Source organism: Thioalkalivibrio sp. XN8, assembly GCF_011058255.1.
GTDB lineage: Bacteria > Pseudomonadota > Gammaproteobacteria > Steroidobacterales > XN24 > XN24.
This window is the reverse complement of record NZ_JAALFH010000019.1, coordinates 40,184-55,766: the sequence shown is the minus strand read 5'-3', so window position 1 is coordinate 55,766 and position 15,583 is coordinate 40,184. Positions and strand designations below refer to the sequence as shown.

Annotated in this window: 14 protein-coding genes; 9 read left to right on the top strand and 5 right to left on the bottom strand. The window is 71.3% G+C overall.

Going from position 1 to position 15,583, the window contains the following annotated elements:
• The 5 genes from G6N75_RS02795 to G6N75_RS02775 all read left to right on the top strand — a co-directional run.
• On the top strand, positions 1–1,152 hold a 1,152-nt coding region (locus tag G6N75_RS02795), incomplete at its 5' end, for an ATP-binding protein (protein ID WP_165346548.1).
• Entirely contained in the window at positions 1,149–1,832 is a 684-nt protein-coding gene (locus G6N75_RS02790) for a response regulator (protein ID WP_165346547.1), read from the top strand. The genes G6N75_RS02795 and G6N75_RS02790, both read left to right, overlap by 4 nt.
• Before the next feature lie 96 nt (positions 1,833–1,928).
• Positions 1,929–2,300 (top strand): EF-hand domain-containing protein, encoded by a 372-nt coding sequence (locus G6N75_RS02785; RefSeq protein WP_165346546.1) that lies wholly within the window; start codon positions 1,929–1,931, stop codon positions 2,298–2,300.
• A gap of 37 nt (positions 2,301–2,337) precedes the next feature.
• The gene (locus G6N75_RS02780) at positions 2,338–4,029 is read left to right on the top strand and encodes a DUF1800 domain-containing protein (protein ID WP_165346545.1); all 1,692 of its coding nucleotides are present in this window, start codon (positions 2,338–2,340) and stop codon (positions 4,027–4,029) included.
• Positions 4,030–4,043: 14 nt separating this feature from the next.
• Positions 4,044–5,384 (top strand): DUF1501 domain-containing protein, encoded by a 1,341-nt coding sequence (locus tag G6N75_RS02775; protein WP_165346544.1) that lies wholly within the window; start codon positions 4,044–4,046, stop codon positions 5,382–5,384.
• Here the strand turns inward: G6N75_RS02775 and G6N75_RS02770 are convergent.
• The 3 genes from G6N75_RS02770 to G6N75_RS02760 are packed head-to-tail and all read right to left on the bottom strand — an operon-like array spanning position 5,381 to position 8,345.
• Positions 5,381–6,739 carry a sodium:alanine symporter family protein gene (locus tag G6N75_RS02770; RefSeq protein ID WP_165346543.1) on the bottom strand — a complete coding sequence of 453 codons (1,359 nt, stop codon included), beginning with the start codon at positions 6,737–6,739 and terminating at the stop codon, positions 5,381–5,383. The genes G6N75_RS02775 and G6N75_RS02770 overlap by 4 nt on opposite strands.
• A 26-nt stretch (positions 6,740–6,765) precedes the next feature.
• On the bottom strand, positions 6,766–7,461 hold the full coding sequence (locus G6N75_RS02765) for a nitroreductase family protein (protein WP_165346542.1): 696 nt from the start codon (positions 7,459–7,461) through the stop codon (positions 6,766–6,768).
• Complete coding sequence (locus G6N75_RS02760; RefSeq protein ID WP_165346541.1) at positions 7,458–8,345, bottom strand: acyltransferase; 888 nt, start codon at positions 8,343–8,345, stop codon at positions 7,458–7,460. The genes G6N75_RS02765 and G6N75_RS02760 overlap by 4 nt, the downstream gene beginning before the upstream one ends.
• Positions 8,346–8,411: 66 nt before the next feature.
• On the opposite strand from G6N75_RS02760, the gene G6N75_RS02755 reads away from it, so the two are divergent.
• From G6N75_RS02755 to G6N75_RS02745, 3 genes are all read left to right on the top strand, one after another.
• Positions 8,412–9,395 (top strand): D-2-hydroxyacid dehydrogenase, encoded by a 984-nt coding sequence (locus G6N75_RS02755; protein WP_240900890.1) that lies wholly within the window; start codon positions 8,412–8,414, stop codon positions 9,393–9,395.
• Complete coding sequence (locus tag G6N75_RS02750) at positions 9,392–10,810, top strand: deoxyribodipyrimidine photo-lyase (RefSeq protein ID WP_165346540.1); 1,419 nt, start codon at positions 9,392–9,394, stop codon at positions 10,808–10,810. The genes G6N75_RS02755 and G6N75_RS02750 overlap by 4 nt, the downstream gene beginning before the upstream one ends.
• A gap of 69 nt (positions 10,811–10,879) precedes the next feature.
• On the top strand, positions 10,880–11,800 hold the full coding sequence (locus tag G6N75_RS02745) for a LysR substrate-binding domain-containing protein (protein WP_165346539.1): 921 nt from the start codon (positions 10,880–10,882) through the stop codon (positions 11,798–11,800).
• 3 nt (positions 11,801–11,803) lie between these two features.
• Here the strand turns inward: G6N75_RS02745 and G6N75_RS02740 are convergent, their stop codons facing one another.
• Both G6N75_RS02740 and G6N75_RS02735 read right to left on the bottom strand, forming a co-directional pair.
• Positions 11,804–14,275, bottom strand: coding sequence for an FtsX-like permease family protein (locus G6N75_RS02740; RefSeq protein WP_165346538.1), 2,472 nt, complete (start codon positions 14,273–14,275; stop codon positions 11,804–11,806).
• The gene (locus G6N75_RS02735) at positions 14,272–14,955 is read right to left on the bottom strand and encodes an ATP-binding cassette domain-containing protein (RefSeq protein WP_165346537.1); all 684 of its coding nucleotides are present in this window, start codon (positions 14,953–14,955) and stop codon (positions 14,272–14,274) included. Before G6N75_RS02735 ends, G6N75_RS02740 begins: the two co-directional genes overlap by 4 nt.
• Before the next feature lie 13 nt (positions 14,956–14,968).
• On the opposite strand from G6N75_RS02735, the gene G6N75_RS02730 reads away from it, so the two are divergent.
• Positions 14,969–15,583, top strand: coding sequence for an arylesterase (locus tag G6N75_RS02730; protein WP_346765475.1), 615 nt, complete (start codon positions 14,969–14,971; stop codon positions 15,581–15,583).

Here is a 15,583-nt window from a genome sequence, read left to right as displayed (position 1 = left end):
GGGCGCGCCCGGCTGCGCGGCATCGAGCCGGCCGACGCGGGGCTGCGGCATCGGCGCGCACTGCCGCGCGCGGCGCTGTATGACGCGGCCGGCACGCTGGTGGTGGGACGCCCGGCGCCACCGGGCGAAGAAACGCTGAGGCATCCGGTGGTAGTCGGCGGCGAGACGGTCGGCTGGCTGGTCCGCGCGCCATTGCGCCGGCCCACCGAGGCGGTGGACCTGCGCTTCCAGCAGGCCCAGCTGCGCAATCTCGCAGTCGCCAGCCTCGCGGCCGTGCTGCTGGCCGCGCTCGCGGCCGGCCTGCTCTCGCGCGCCTTCCTCGCCCCGGCGCGCACGATCGGCGCGGCCACCCACCGGCTGGCCGCCGGCGCGCTGGATACGCGGGTCGACGTCCGCAGCGCCGACGAGTTCGGCCGGCTGGCAGACGACTTCAACCTGCTGGCCCGCACGCTCCAGCGCAACGAGGAGATGCGGCGCGGGATGATGGCCGACGTGGCGCACGAACTGCGGACCCCGCTGGCGGTGATCCGCGCCGAGCTGGACGCGGTGGAGGACGGAATCCGCTCGCCCGGCCCGGAAACGCTGGCGTCGCTGCAGGCGGAGACGCACGCCCTCGGCAAGCTGGTGGACGATCTCTACCAGCTCTCGCTGTCGGATCTCGGCGCCCTGGACTACCGCCGCCAGGACCTGGAACTCCGCAGCCTGGTGGCGACGGCGCTGCAGCCCCTGCAAGAGCGCTGTGCCGCCGCCGGCCTGGCGCTGGACACCGGCGGCGTCGAGGGCGCGCCGCTGCCGGTCCACGTCGACCCCGACCGGCTCGGCCAGCTGGTCGCCAACCTGGTGGGCAACGCTATTCGCTACACCGACGCGCCGGGCCGGATCGAGGTGGCGTGCCGGCGCGAGCACGGCCACGCGGTGCTCGAGGTCCGCGACTCGGCGCCGGGCGTGCCGGCAGAGGCGCTGCCGCAACTGTTCGAGCGTTTCTTCCGCGTCGAGAGCTCGCGCAGCCGCGCCGCCGGCGGCACCGGCCTCGGCCTGGCGATCTGCCGCAACATCGTGGAGGCGCACGACGGCACCATCGCGGCCGCACCCTCGAACCTCGGCGGGATCAGCATCACGGTGCGCCTCCCCATGCTGCGGAGCAGCGCGTGAGCGGCGCGCCCGAGATTCTCATCGTCGAGGACGAGCCCAAGCTGGCGTCGGTCCTGGCCGACTACCTCAGGGCGGCGGGTTTCGTTGCCCGGACGCTGGGCGACGGCAATGCGGTGGTGCCGAGTGTCCGGGACCAGCCGCCGGCCCTGGTGCTGCTCGACCTGATGCTGCCGGGCCGGGACGGCCTGGATGTCTGCCGCGAGCTGCGGAGTTTCACGCAACTGCCGATCATCATGGTGACGGCGCGCGTCGAGGAGATCGATCGGCTGCTCGGCCTCGAGCTCGGAGCCGACGACTACATCTGCAAGCCGTTCAGTCCGCGCGAGGTGGTGGCCAGGGTCAAGGCCGTGTTGCGCCGCCACGCGATGGCGGCCGAGGCGGCCGCGCCGGTCGTGGCCGGCCTCAGGCTGGAGCCCGAAGCCTGGCGAGCCGAGCTCGACGGCACCAAGCTGGAGCTGACACCGGTGGAGTTCCGCCTGCTGGAAGCCCTGGCCGCGCGCCCCGGGCGGGTGTTTTCACGGGCCGCCCTCCTCGAGCGCATCTACGACGACCACCGGGTGGTTTCCGACCGCACCGTGGACAGCCACGTGAAGAACCTGCGGCGCAAGCTGGCCGAGGCCAGTCCGGAGCGGGAGCTGCTGCACTCGGTCTACGGCGTCGGCTATCGCCTGGAAGACTGAGCCGGCGCGATCTCCATGATTTCTCCCCGTTTCGGCCATGCTCACTGCACCAGCCGGCGGCAGGCTGGGGACAGTCCCCATACACAGGAGCACACCATGAAAACCAGGCTGATCACAATCACGGTCCTCACGCTGGCAGTCGCCGGTCTCTCGGCCGCCGCCTTCGCCCAGCAACCGGGCTATGGCAAGCAGGGCCAGCGTGGCGAAGGCCGCCAGGGCATGATGCAGCACGTCGATACCGACGGCGACGGCCGCATCACCCGGGAAGAGTTCAAGGCCGTGCATGAGCGCCGCTTCGCGATGCTGGATACCGACGGCGACGGCGTCATCACGCTGGAGGAATTCGGCGCCCCCCGCATGGCCCGCTTCGCCGAGCGCGACGCCGACGGCAATGGCGTGCTCGAAGGCGACGAGCTGCAGCGGCACGGCGACGGCCCCCGGCGCCACCGCTATCACCGCGAGCCCTGAGCATGACGGCCGCAGCGGCCGCGAAGGAGCTGAGACGATGCTGACAACACCGATCTTCCAACGCGGCGCGCGCGGCCTGGGCCGCCTGCTCGTGCTCGGCACCGCGCTGGTCCTCGCGGCCTGCGGCGACAGCGGCAGCTCGGCCGGAGCCGGGTCAGGCGGCGGCTCCGGCGGCGGCGGCCAGCCCCCGCCGGCACCGGTCATTTCCAGAGCCGACGCCTTCCAGTTCCTGAACCAGGCCACCTTCGGCGCCACCGAGGCCGAGGCGGCGCGGCTGCAGGACATGGGCTACGAGGCCTGGATCGACGAGCAGCTCGCGCTGCCGGCGTCGTTGCAATTGCCGTTCGTCGAGAGCCAGCCGCCGGCCCAGTTCCCCTTCCAGCTCCAGGAGGACCGGGTCGACATCTGGTTCCGCCACGCCATCGGCGCGCCGGACCAGTTGCGCCAGCGCGTCGCCTTTGCGCTCTCGGAGATCATGGTCGTGTCCCAGCTCGGCGCCCTGAACAATGCGCCCTGGGCGCTGGCCGACTACTACGACATGCTGGCCCGGAACGCCTTCGGCAACTTCCGCATCCTGATGGAGGACGTGACGCTGCACCCGGCCATGGGCGTATACCTCAGCATGCTCGGCAACCAGAAGCCCGACCCCGCGCTGAACATCCGGCCGGACGAAAACTATGCGCGCGAGCTGATGCAGCTGTTCACCATCGGCCTGGTCGAACTCGAGCCCGACGGCACGGTGCGCACCGACGCCCGGGGCGACCCGATCCCGACCTACGACCAGGCGGTCATCGAGGGCTTCGCGCACGTCTTCACCGGCTGGCATTTCGCCGGCGCGCCGAGCTTCGAGCTCGCCCGCCCGACCCGCCAGAACCAGGTGCAGCCGATGCAGCTCTATCCCGATTTCCACGACACCGGGGCCAAGCGGCTCCTGGGCGGCGCCACGCTGCCGCCGGGCCAGTCCGGCGAGCAGGACCTGGCGGCGGCGCTCGACAACATCTTCGGCCACCCCAACGTCGGGCCCTTCATCGCCGCGCGCCTGATCGAACGGCTGGTCACCAGCAACCCCTCGCCCGGCTACCTGGAGCGCGTCGCCGCGACCTTCGACGACAACGGCGCGGGCGTGCGGGGCGACCTCGGCGCCGTGGTCCGGGCCATCCTGCTCGACCCCGAGGCCCGGCCGGCGACCAGGATGGACACCGACGGCAAGCTGAAAGAGCCGCTGCTGCGCCTCACCCAGCTCTGGCGGGCCTACGACGGCGCAGCCGCGAACGGCAGCTATGCGCTCGGCGCCGCCTACATCCTCTTCGGCCAGGGCCCGCTGCAGTCGCCCTCCGTGTTCAACTTCTTCAGCCCTTTCTATGCGCCGCCCGGCGAGATCAAGGACCGCGGGCTGGTGGCGCCGGAGCTGCAGATCGCGACGGAATTCCAGAACACGCTGCTGACCAACCTGTTCGCGCTCTACACCTTCGTGAACAACCAGCAGAACCCGAACCTCAGGGACGACCAGGTCGCCATCGACCTCGGCGCCGAACTCGCGGTCGCCGACGATCCGGAGGCGCTGATCGACCTGGTCGACGGAAAGCTCCTCGGCGGCGAGATGTCCGCGCCGCTCCGGGCCGAGATCGCGGGGATGCTTGCGGAAATCCCGGCTTCCGAGGGGCTCGCGCGGGCGGCCGAGGCCGTCTACCTCACCGTCACTTCCCCCGAATACGCGTACCAGCGCTGAGCAGGAGCCTCCTCATGGCACGAATCAACCGACGCGATTTCCTCCGGGCCACCGGCGCCGGCGCAGTGCTGACGGCGTATCCCTGGCTGCATACCGTCGCCGCCCCGGGACCCTTCAGCGATTACCGCGCGCTGGTGTGCGTATTCCTCTTCGGCGGCAACGACTCCTGGAACATGGTGGTGCCGCGCAGCCAGGCGGAATACGACGTCTACGCCAACTCGCGCCAGAATCTCGCGCTCGAGCGGGACGCCCTGCTGCCGATCGCCCCGCTCACCAGTGACGGCGTCGACTACGGCTTGCACCCCTCGATGGGCGGCCTGCAGGCGCTGTTCGACAGCGGCCGGGCCGCCTTCATCAACAACGTGGGCCCCCTGATCGAGCCGACGACCAGGGACCAGTACGAGTCCGGCAGCGTCCAGCTGCCGCCACAGCTGTTCTCGCACAACGACCAGCAGGACCAGTGGTTCACCCTGAAGGGCCGCGCGCCGGCCAGGACCGGCTGGGCCGGCCGGATCGCGGACCTGATCCGGACCGAGGTCGCCGGCCAGCAGCTGCCGACCAATGCCTCGCTGTTCGGGGCCTCGCTGTTCCAGGCGGGCGACGACACCGTGGCCTATGTCATGGGGCCCGGCGGCCCGATCACCTTCGAGGGCTTCGGCGACAGCGGGTTCGGCCTCGCCCAGCGGGAGGCTTTCGAGCGCATCATCGGCGCCGAGCACGGGTCGATTTACGAGCGGGCCTTCGCAGCCGTGCAGCAGCGGGCGGTGTCCACCGCCGACCTCGTGACCGCCGCGATCGCCGGCGCGCCGGCCATCGGCACCGCGTTTCCCGCCTCGCAGCTGGGCGAACAGCTCGAGACCGTGGCGCGACTCATCGCGGTGCGGGACCAGCTGGGCATGGAGCGGCAGATTTTCTTCGTCGCCGCCGGCGGCTTCGACACGCACGACGACCAGAACGAGCTGCAGCCGGGGCTGCTGGGCGACGTCGGCGACTCGATGAAGGCCTTTTACGATGCGACGGTGGAGCTCGGCGTCGCCGGCCACGTCACGACCTTCACGCAGTCCGATTTCGGCCGCACGCTGACCTCGAACGGCGACGGCACGGACCACGCCTGGGGCGGCATCCAGATCGTCACCGGCGACGCCGTCGCCGGCCGGCAGTTCTACGGCAGCTACCCGTTGCTGGCGATCGGCGGGCCGGAGGACGTCGGTGGCGGGCGCTTCATTCCGTCCACCTCCTCGGACCAGTTCGCCGCGACGCTGGCCAAGTGGTTCGGCATCCCGGACGCCGACCTGGCGGCGGTGGCGCCGCACCTCGACAATTTCGTCCAGCGCGACCTGGGCTTCATGCTCTAGCGGCCGTTGCGCTCGAAATAGCTGCGCGTCTCGACGGCCACCACGCCCGAGAGCAGCAGCAGGCCAATGAGGTTGGGCAGGGCCATCAGGCCGTTCATGACGTCCGACAACAGCCAGACGAAGTCGAGGGTATAGACCGAGCCGGCAAACGCCGCGATCACGAACAGGATGCGGTACGGCAGGATCGCGCGCACGCCGAACAGATACTCCGCGCCGCGCGCGCCGTAGTGACTCCAGCCGATGATGGTGGAGAAGGCGAACAGCGCCAGGCAGACAGCCACCACCGCCGGCCCGATGGGGCCGGGCATGGCCGAGCCGAAGGCGAGCTGGGTCAGGGCCGCGCCGTTGACGCCCGAGCTCCAGACGCCGCTGGCGATGATGGCGATGCCGGTGAAGGTGCAGACCACCAGCGTGTCGATGAACGTCTGGGTCATGGACACGAGCGCCTGGCGCACCGGTTCCTGGGTGCGCGCAGCGGCCGCGGCGATGCCGGCCGAGCCGAGGCCGGACTCGTTCGAGAAGATGCCGCGCGCCACGCCGAAGCGCATAGCCTGGGCGATGGTGGCACCGAGGAAACCGCCTGCGGCCGAGCTGCCGGTGAACGCGTCGGTGAACACCAGGGCGAAAGCAGCGGGGATGGCGCTGAAGTTGAACAGCAGCACGATCGTGCACGCCCCCATGTAGACGACGATCATCGCCGGCACGAACAGGCTGGTGAAGCCGCCGATGGAGCGGATGCCGCCGACCGTTACGGCCGCCACGCCGAGCGCGATGACCGCGCCGCTGATCCAGTGCGGGACGCCGAAAGCGCCGCCGATGGCATCAGCGACGGAGTTCGACTGCACCATGTTGCCGATGCCGAAGGCGGCGCAGGCGGTGAACAGGGCGAACAGCCAGCCGAGCGTGCGGCCCAGCGGCCGCCAGCGGATGCCCTGCGCGAGGTAATACATCGGCCCGCCGGCCTGCTCGCCGCGCTCGTTGGTGACGCGGTACTTCACCGACAGCAGCGCCTCGGAGTACTTGGTCGCCATGCCGACGAGGCCGGTGACCCACATCCAGAACAGGGCCCCGGGGCCGCCCAGCGCGATGGCGGTGGCGACGCCGACGATGTTGCCGGTGCCGACCGTAGCGGCCATCGCCGTCATCAGGGCGGCGAAATGCGAGATGTCGCCGCGCGCGCCCGGCTCGGTGCGAACGATCAGCGCCAGGTGCAGCGCCGGGCCGAGCTGCCGGAACTGCAGGCCGCGCAGCAGGACCGTGAGGTACAGGCCGGTCAGCAGCAGCAGCGGGATGAGGCAATACGGCCCCCATACGAAGCCCGAGACCTGGTCGAGCCAGGCGATCAATGCGTCCACTTCGGTTTACCTCCCGGGCTGGCAGCTCATGATTTCGGCTGGCTCTCGTCTGCGGCCAGGAAAGTCGCGATCTCCCCGAGCGACTTCCGGCCGATGTCCGGCACGCGCGCATCCGCCGCCGGATGACCCGCGACCAGGAGCAGGAAGGGCCGCTCCTCCGGCGGGCGGCCCATGATCCGGTTCAGGAACTTCATCGGGCTCGGCGTATGGGTCAGCGTCGCCAGCCCGGCCTGGTGCAGGGCTGCGATCAGCAGGCCCGTGGCGATGCCGACGGACTCCTTCGGATAATAGTGCTTCACCTTGGCGCCGGCGGCGTCGTAACCCCAGCGCTGCTCGAAAATGCCGATCAGCCAGGGGGCGGTTTCGAGGAACGGCTTCTCCGGCCCGGTGCCCAGCGGCGCCAGCGCCTCCAGCCACTCCTCCGACGCACGGTGCTGGTAGAACTCACGTTCCTCGGCCTCGGCGGCCAGGCGGATCTCCCGCTTCACGGCCGGCGCCGACACCGCGACGAAATGCCAGGGCTGCAGGTTCGCACCCGACGGGGCGCTGCCGGCGGCGCGCAGGCAATCCTCGATCACCGCCCGCGGCACCGGCCGGTCCGAGTAGTCGCGTACCGTGCGGCGGCGGGAGATCTGTTCGCAGAAGGCGCGGGCCCGCGCGCGCATCTCCTCGGGGCCGACTGCCGGGTAGCCTGCCAGCGGCCGCGAGGGGGTTGCGCTCATGCCCGGCCTGCTCCCGCCAGGAGACGCTCGATCTCTTCGTCCTTGGCCCGCCAGAGCTCGCCGAGCCACGCCTGGAGCCGGGCGCGGAAGGCATTGTCTTCCTGGTAGTCGCCGTGCTTCGCCCAGGCGGGAATTTCGTAGACGTGCACGCGCACGATGACCCGCTGCAGGCGGCCGCAGCACAGGTCCCAGAAGCTGGGCGCCCCTCCGGGGTAGACGATGGTCACGTCCAGCAGGCGGTGCAGGATATCGCCCATTGCCCCGAGCACGAAGGCGATGCCGCCGGCGCGCGGCTTGAGCAGGTGCCGGTAGGGCGAGCCCTGGGCGTCGTGCTTGGCCGGGGTGAAACGCGTGCCCTCGATGAAGTTCATCACCGAGGTCGGCTGGTGCCGGAAATGCTCGCAGGCCCGGCGCGTCGCCTCGAGGTCCTGGCCGCGCGCCTCCGGGTGGCGCTCGAGGTATTCACGCGAATGGCGCCGCATGAACGGGAAGTCCAGCGCCCACCAGGCCCAGCCCAGCAGCGGCACCCAGATGAGCTGCTGCTTGAGGAAGAACTTCAGGAACGGGATGCGGCGGTTGAACACGCCCTGCAGCACGAGGATGTCGACCCAGCTCTGGTGGTTGCAGGTCACCAGGTACCAGTCGCGCGCCGGCAGTTCATCCACCCCTTCCACGTCCCAGCTGATGTCCTGGGTCAGGCGCAGGATCAGCTTGTTGCCGTCGATCCAGTTTTGCGCGATGCGCACCAGCAGGCGCGCGCAGGCGACCCGCAGGCGTTCGCCGGGGAGCAGGCGCAGCAGCGCGACCACGTACAGGGGCAGCACCCAGACCAGGATGTTCAGCCCGAGCAGGAGCAGGGTCACGATGCCGCGCAGCGTCGCCATGGCCGGGCATTGTAGCTCCATCGCGGGCTGGCCGCGGCAGCCGGGCCCCGTGTAGGCTTGCCCGCCATGAGCACCCCCATCATGACGGTCTTTCCCGACTTCGCCACGGTCAGCCGCGGCGACCTCGAGCTCGGCGCCCTGGACCGCCCGGAGCTCGGCCTCCGGCTCTACGACCTCACGCGGCCCGAGGAGCTGCCGGACCGGCTGGCCGAAGCTGAGATCCTGATCACCAACAAGCTGCGCATCGGCGCCGCGGAGCTGGCCGCCGCGCCGCGGCTGCGACTGATCTGCCTGGCAGCCACCGGCGTCAACAACGTCGATCTCGGCGCGGCTCGCGAGCGCGGCATCGGCGTCTGCAACATCACCGGCTACTGCACCGCCTCGGTGGTGCAGCACACCTATGCGCTGATCCTGGCGCTCACGCACCACCTCGCCGGCTACCAGCGGCTGCTGCAGGAGGGCGCCTGGAGGGACAGTCCCCAGTTCTGCCTGCTGGACTACCCGATCCGCGAGCTGGCCGGGCGCAAGCTCGGGATCGTCGGCTACGGCGAACTGGGCCGCGGCGTCGCGCGGGCGGCCCCGGCCTTCGGCCTCGAGGTGCTGGTGAGCGAGCGGCCGGGCGGCACCGCGCAGGGCCCCGCGTCCGCGGCAGCCGCCCGCCTGCCCTTCGAGGCGGTGCTCGAGCAGGCCGACATCCTGTCGCTGCATTGCCCGCTGACCGACGCGACGCGCGGGCTGATCGATTCGGCCGCGCTGGCGCGCATGCGCCGTGATGCGCTGTTGATCAATACGGCGCGCGGCGCACTGGTGGACTCGGCGGCGCTGGCGGCCGCCCTGCGGGCGGGACAGATCGGCGGCGCCGGGATCGACGTGCTGCCGCAGGAGCCGCCGGTCGATGGCGACCCGCTGCTGGATCCCGCCATCCCGAACCTCATCGTCACCCCGCACGTGGCCTGGGCCGCGCGTGAATCCCGCCAGCGGGCGCTGGACGAAATCGCCGCCAACATCCATTCCTTCCTCGCAGGCGGCCGTCGCGGCCGGGTGATTTGAAACTCGCCATCCACTGGTTCCGGCGCGACCTGCGCCTCACCGACAACCCCGCGCTGCGCGCTGCCCTCGAGGCCGCCGAGACCGTCCTGCCGGTTTACGTCTGGTCGCCGGAGGACGAGGGCGAATGGGCGCCGGGCGGCGCCGGGCGCTGGTGGCTGTACCAGAGCCTCGCCGCGCTGGATGCGTGCCTGCGCGAGCGCGGCAGCCGGCTCCTGCTGCGCGCCGGCCCGGCCGCGCAGGTGCTGGCGAAGCTGGTCGCCGAGACGGGCGCCGAAGCCGTGTACTGGAACCGGCTGTACGAGCCGGCCCTGGTCGAACGCGACCGCGGCCTCAAGGGGCGCCTGCGCGCGCAGGGCATCGCCGCCCACAGCTGCAAGGCGTCCCTGCTGTATGAGCCCTGGGAGCTGGAGACCGGCAAGGGCGCGCCCTATCGCGTCTTCACGCCCTTCTGGAAAGCGGCCCTCGCGCAGCCCGATCCCCCGCCGCCCCGGCCCGCGCCGGACGCGCTGCAGCCGCCGCCGGCATGGCCGCCGGGCCTGGAACTCGAAGCGCTCGAGCTCCTGCCGGCGACCCGCTGGTACGACGGCCTGCAAGCCGCGTGGCGACCGGGCGAGGCCGGCGCGCTGGCGCGCCTCGAAGGGTGGTGCGAGGAACCGGTGGGCCGCTACGCGACCGAGCGCGACCGGCCGGGCATCGACGGCACCTCGGCGCTCTCGCCCCACCTGCACTTCGGCGAGCTGTCGCCGCGCCAGGCCTGGGCCGCGGCCGCGGCGCGGCGCAGCGAACTCCCGGGCCGGGGCATCGATGCCTGGCTGCGCGAGCTGGGCTGGCGTGAATTCGCCCATCACGTGCTGTATCACTTCCCGCACACGCCGACCGAGCCGATGTACGCGAAGTACGCGGCCTTCCCCTGGCGCGAGGACCACGAGGAGATGCTGCAACGCTGGCAACGCGGTCAGACCGGCATCCCGATCGTCGATGCCGGGCTGCGGCAGCTGTGGGCCACCGGCTGGATGCACAACCGGGTGCGCATGATCGCCGCCTCGCTGCTGGTGAAGAACATCCGCGCGCCGTGGCAGGAGGGCGCGCGCTGGTTCTGGGACACGCTGGTGGACGCCGACCTGGCCAACAACACCATGGGCTGGCAGTGGACCGCCGGCTCCGGCGCCGATGCCGCGCCCTACTTCCGGATCTTCAATCCCGTCACCCAGGGCGAGAAGTTCGATCCCGAGGGGCGCTACGTGCAGCGCTGGATCCCGGAACTCCGCGCCCTGCCCGCGGCGCAGGTGCATCGCCCGTGGGAGGTCGCGCCGGCGGGCTACCCGGCGCCCGTGGTGGACCTCAAGCGCACGCGCGAAGAGGCGCTGGCCGCCCTGCAGGCGCTGAAGGGCAGCGCCGAGAAAGCCGGTTCCTGAAGCCTCGGAGGGCCTGCAGGCAGTCCCGGCCTTGATGTAGCAGGCGAATTGAACTTATCTTCGCCATAGATGAAGGCTATCAATCTCCACCTGAGCCTCCGCGCCCTCGGCTACCTCGTCGCCCTCGCCGAGACCCGCCATTTCGGCCGGGCGGCGGAACTCTGCTTCGTCAGCCAGCCGACCCTCAGCGCCCAGCTCAAGAAGATGGAAGAGCAGCTCGGCGTGCAGCTGGTCGAGCGCGGGCAATCCGTGCGCCTGACGGAAGTCGGCGCGCGCGTGGTCGAGCGGGCGCGGCGGATCATCGACGAGGCACGCGAAATCGAGGAGCTGGCGCGCAATGTCCAGGACCCGCTGGCCGGCGAACTCCGCGTCGGGCTCATCCCCACGGTCGGCCCTTACCTGCTGCCTCACATCGCCGCCCCGCTGCGCGCCCGCTTCCCGCGCCTGAAGCTGCTGCTGCTGGAACACCAGACCCGCCGTCTGCTGGAGCTGCTCAAGGACGGCGAACTCGACGTCGCCATCCTGGCCCTGCCGCTGCCGGGCGAGCGCGTGACCACGCGCGCGCTCTACAGCGAGCGCTTCCAGGTCGCCCTGCCCGAGCATCACCCGCTGGCGAAGCGCAAGCGCCTGGGGCTGGAAGACCTGGACGGGGAGACCCTGCTGCTGCTGGAGGACGGCCATTGCCTGCGCGACCAGGCGCTGGAAGCCTGCAGCCTGGCCCGCGTCCGCGAGGCGCCGGACTTTCGCGCCACCAGTCTCGAGACCCTGCGCCAGATGGTCGCCGCGGGGATCGGCATCACCCTGCTGCCGAACCTGGCGGCCGAGCCCTACGGCATCGGCACGCCCGGCCTGACCCTGCGCCGCCTGAAGGACCCCGAGCCGGCGCGCACCATCGCCGCGGCCTGGCGCCCGGGCTGCGCGCGCGAGGAGACCATCACCCACCTGTGCAGCGCTATCGAAGCGCTGATGCGGGACATCAGGCAGCTCTGAGCCCTAGTAGCCCCGCAGCACGTTGGCGGGCGGGTGGGTGACGACGGTCCGGGTGGCCAGCACGCCGGTGCCGCCGACCACGAACACGCCGGCGAGCAGCCCGGCCAGCCAGACCGTCGGGTCGGGCGTGAACGGCAGGTTGAAGACGCGGTCGGCCAGCAGCCACGAGACGGCCGAAGCGCCGGCCGCCGCCAGCACGCCGGCAATCGTGCCAAGCGCCGCGAACTCGACCGCCACGCCGGCGAGCACCACGCGACGGCGCGCACCGAGAGTGCGGAGCATCGCGCTCTCGTAGAGGCGCTCCTCGCGGGTGGACTGGATTACGGCGAGCATGACCAGCACGCCGGCGCCGAGGGCGAACAGGAACACGTACTGCACCGCCAGCGAGGCCTGGTCCATGACGTCGCGCACCTGGGTGATGGCGGCCTCGAGGTCGATCACCGTGACGCTCGGGTACTGGCGGACCAGGTCCAGCACGTCGCCGCGCTGCGCCCGGTCGACGTGAATACTGGCGATATAGGTCAGCGGATAGTCTTCCATCAAGCCCGGCGGGAATACCATGAAGAAGTTGGGATTGAAGGAATCCCACTGCACTTCGCGCAGGCTCGTGACTTTCGCCTCGAGACGCTCGCCCGCCACGTCGAACTCCAGCCGGTCACCCAGGCTGATGTCCAGGTCGCGCGCGAAATCCACCTCCACTGAGACCTCGGCATCGTCGCGGGTGGGCCACCAGCGGCCGGCGACGATCCGGTTGTCCGGAGCCGGCTCCATGGCCCAGCTCAGGTTGGCCTCGCGGTTGATGAAGCCCTCGGCCCGCGGCGAGGCGTAGGCCCGCTCCGCGACCGGCTCACCGTCGATGGCGGTCATGCGGGCGCGGATCAGCGGCACCAGCTCGCCACCGCCGAAGCGCTCGTCGAGGAAGGCCTGCACGCCCTCGGCCTCCTGCTGCTGGATGTTGATGAGGAAGCGGTTCGGCGCGTCCTCCGGCAGCGTGGCGCGCCACTGTTCCAGCAGTCCCGTGCGCACCAGGGTGAGCAGCAGCAACACCATCAGCCCGATGCCGAAGGCGCCCACCTGCACCACGCTCTCGCGGCCGCGCCGGGCGACATTGGCCAGGCCGTAGCGCCAGGCGGCGCCGCCGCCGCGCAGCCGTCCCGCCACGCGCACCAGCAACCAGCCGCCGGCGGCCAGCCCGCACACCACCCCCGCGGTGCCCAGCGCCAGCCAACCCACCAGCCGCGGATCGCGGACCTGCCAGGCCAGCAGCGCCAGTGCGCCGCCGAGCGCGGCGCCGTAGAGCACCATCGGCCCCAGCGCCGGCGGCATCAGGTCCCGCCGCAATACGCGGCCGGGCGGCGTGCGGCAGAGCTCGATGATCGGCACCAGGGCGAAGCCGGCGAGCACCACCCCGGCGAGCACCAGGCCGCTGATTGCCGGGGTCAGCGTCGGCGGCGGGAGGTCCTGCGCGACCAGGCCCGCCAGCAGCCGCACCAGGCCCTCCTGCGCCACCCAGCCGAGGGCGATGCCGAGCAGCGACGCGGCGAGGCCCACGGCCAGCAGCTGGACCATCATCACCTGCAGCACGAAGCGACGCGGCGCGCCGACGCACTTCATCAGGGCCACGGTGTCCATCCGCCGGCTGGCGAAGCGCCGCGCGGCCATGCCCACCGCCAGCGCCGCGATCAGGGCGCTGACCAGGGAGGCCAGGCCGATGAAGCGGCCGGCCCGTTCGACCGCGCTGCCGATCTCGGGCTGGGCGTCCTCCAGGCCGCGCAGGCGCTCGCTCACGCCGAGTTCGACGCGCTCGCGAAAGCCGGCCAGCGCGCCCTGCTCCCCGGCCAGCAACAGGCGGTAGGACACCCGGCTGCCCGGCGCCACCAGGCCGGTCGCCTCCACGTCGGCGAGGTTGATCAGGAGCGTGGGCGCGAGCTCGGCGAAACTGAAGCCCTGGTCCGGCCGGTAGTCCAGCAGGCGGGTGACCCGCAGTTCGCTGCGGCCGAGCGTGACCGTGATGCCCGGCTCGGCGCCCAGCCGGGCCATCAGCCGCGGATCGGCCCAGGCCTCGCCGGGGGCCGGCATGGCGTCGATCTCGACCGACTCGGCATCCATGGCGTCGCTTACCTTGAGGCGGCCGCGCAGCGGGTAAGCCGCGCTCGCGGCTTCGATGTCCGCCAGCGCGCTGGCCTCGCCCGCCAGCACCACGCTCGGGAAGGAGGCCGTGCGGGCCGTCTCCAGGCCGAGCTCCCGGGCCAGCGCCTCGTGCTCTGCCGGGATCGGCCGGTTGGAGCTCAGCACGAGGTCGGCAGCCAGCACTTCCGCGCTGCGGGCCTGCACGCCCTGGCCCACGCGGTCGGTGAAGAAGCCGACCGCGGTCATGGCGGCGACCGCCAGCGCCAGTGCGGCCGCCAGCACGCGCACCTCGCCCGACTTGAGTTCCCGGGCAACCTGCGACAGGCCGAAACTGACGCTTCTCAAAGCAGCCTCCCGGCATCCATCTCGAGCTGCCGGTCGCAGCGCTCCGCCAGCGCCCGGTCATGGGTCACCAGCACCAGGGTGGTGCCGTGTTCAGCATTGAGCCGGAACAGCAGGTCCGCGATGCGACCGCCGGTACGCGTGTCGAGGTTGCCGGTAGGTTCGTCGGCGAACAGCAGCGAAGGTCCGGCGACGAAGGCGCGCGCGATGGCAACGCGCTGGCGCTCGCCGCCGGAGAGCTGGCGCGGGTAGTGGCCGACGCGGGGGCCGAGGCCGACTTCTTCCAGCGCCGCTCGCGCCTGGCGGCGGGCGTCGCGCCGCCCGGACAGTTCCAGCGGCAGCATGACGTTTTCCAGGGCCGTCAGCGCCGGCACCAGGTGAAAGGACTGGAACACGAAGCCGACCTGGTCGGCGCGCACCGCGGCCCGGCCGTCCTCGTCCAGGGCGGTCAGCTCAACGCCGTTGACCCAGACCTTGCCGGCCGTGGGGAGGTCGAGGCCCGCCAGCAGCGACAACAGCGTCGACTTGCCCGCGCCCGAGGGGCCGAGGATGGCCACGGACTCGCCCGCCCGGATTTCCAGCTCGGCGTGGTCGAGGATGGTCAGCTCTCCCTCCGGACTGCTAACCTTCCGGGTCAATCCCTCAGCCTTGAGAACCGGCGTCTGCCCGGTCGCTTGTTCCATGTACCGAATCCTTGTGTTGCTCTTCGTCCTGGTCGCCCCGGCCCCCGCCGCGGCGGCACCGACCGTGCTCATTGTCGGCGACAGCCTCAGCGCTGGCTATGGCCTCGCCCGTCACGAGAACTGGCCCGCGCTGCTGCAGGCCCGCCTGCAGGCCGAGGGCTACCCCCACAATGTCGTCAATGCCAGCATCAGCGGCGACACCACCAGCGGCGGCCTGGCCCGGCTGCCCCGGGCGCTGGAGCGCAATGAACCGGCGCTGGTCGTCATCGGCCTGGGGGGCAACGACGGCCTGCGCGCGATTCCCATCCCGGAGTTTCGACGAAACCTGGCCCAGATGATTCAACTGTCGCACGCGGCGGGTGCCGAGGTGCTGCTGGCCGGCATCCATATCCCGCCGAATTACGGGCCCGCCTACACCGAGGCCTTCCACCAGGTCTACCATGAGCTGGCGACCGAATACGGCACCGGGCTGGTCCCGTTCATCCTCGACGGCGTGGCGCTCGAGCCGGGCCTGATGCAGGAGGACGGACTCCATCCGACGGCCGCGGCCCAGCCGCGTATTCTCGACAACCTGTGGCCTGAACTGGAACGGCTGCTCCAGAGTACAATCACAGCGCGAGAGCAATAA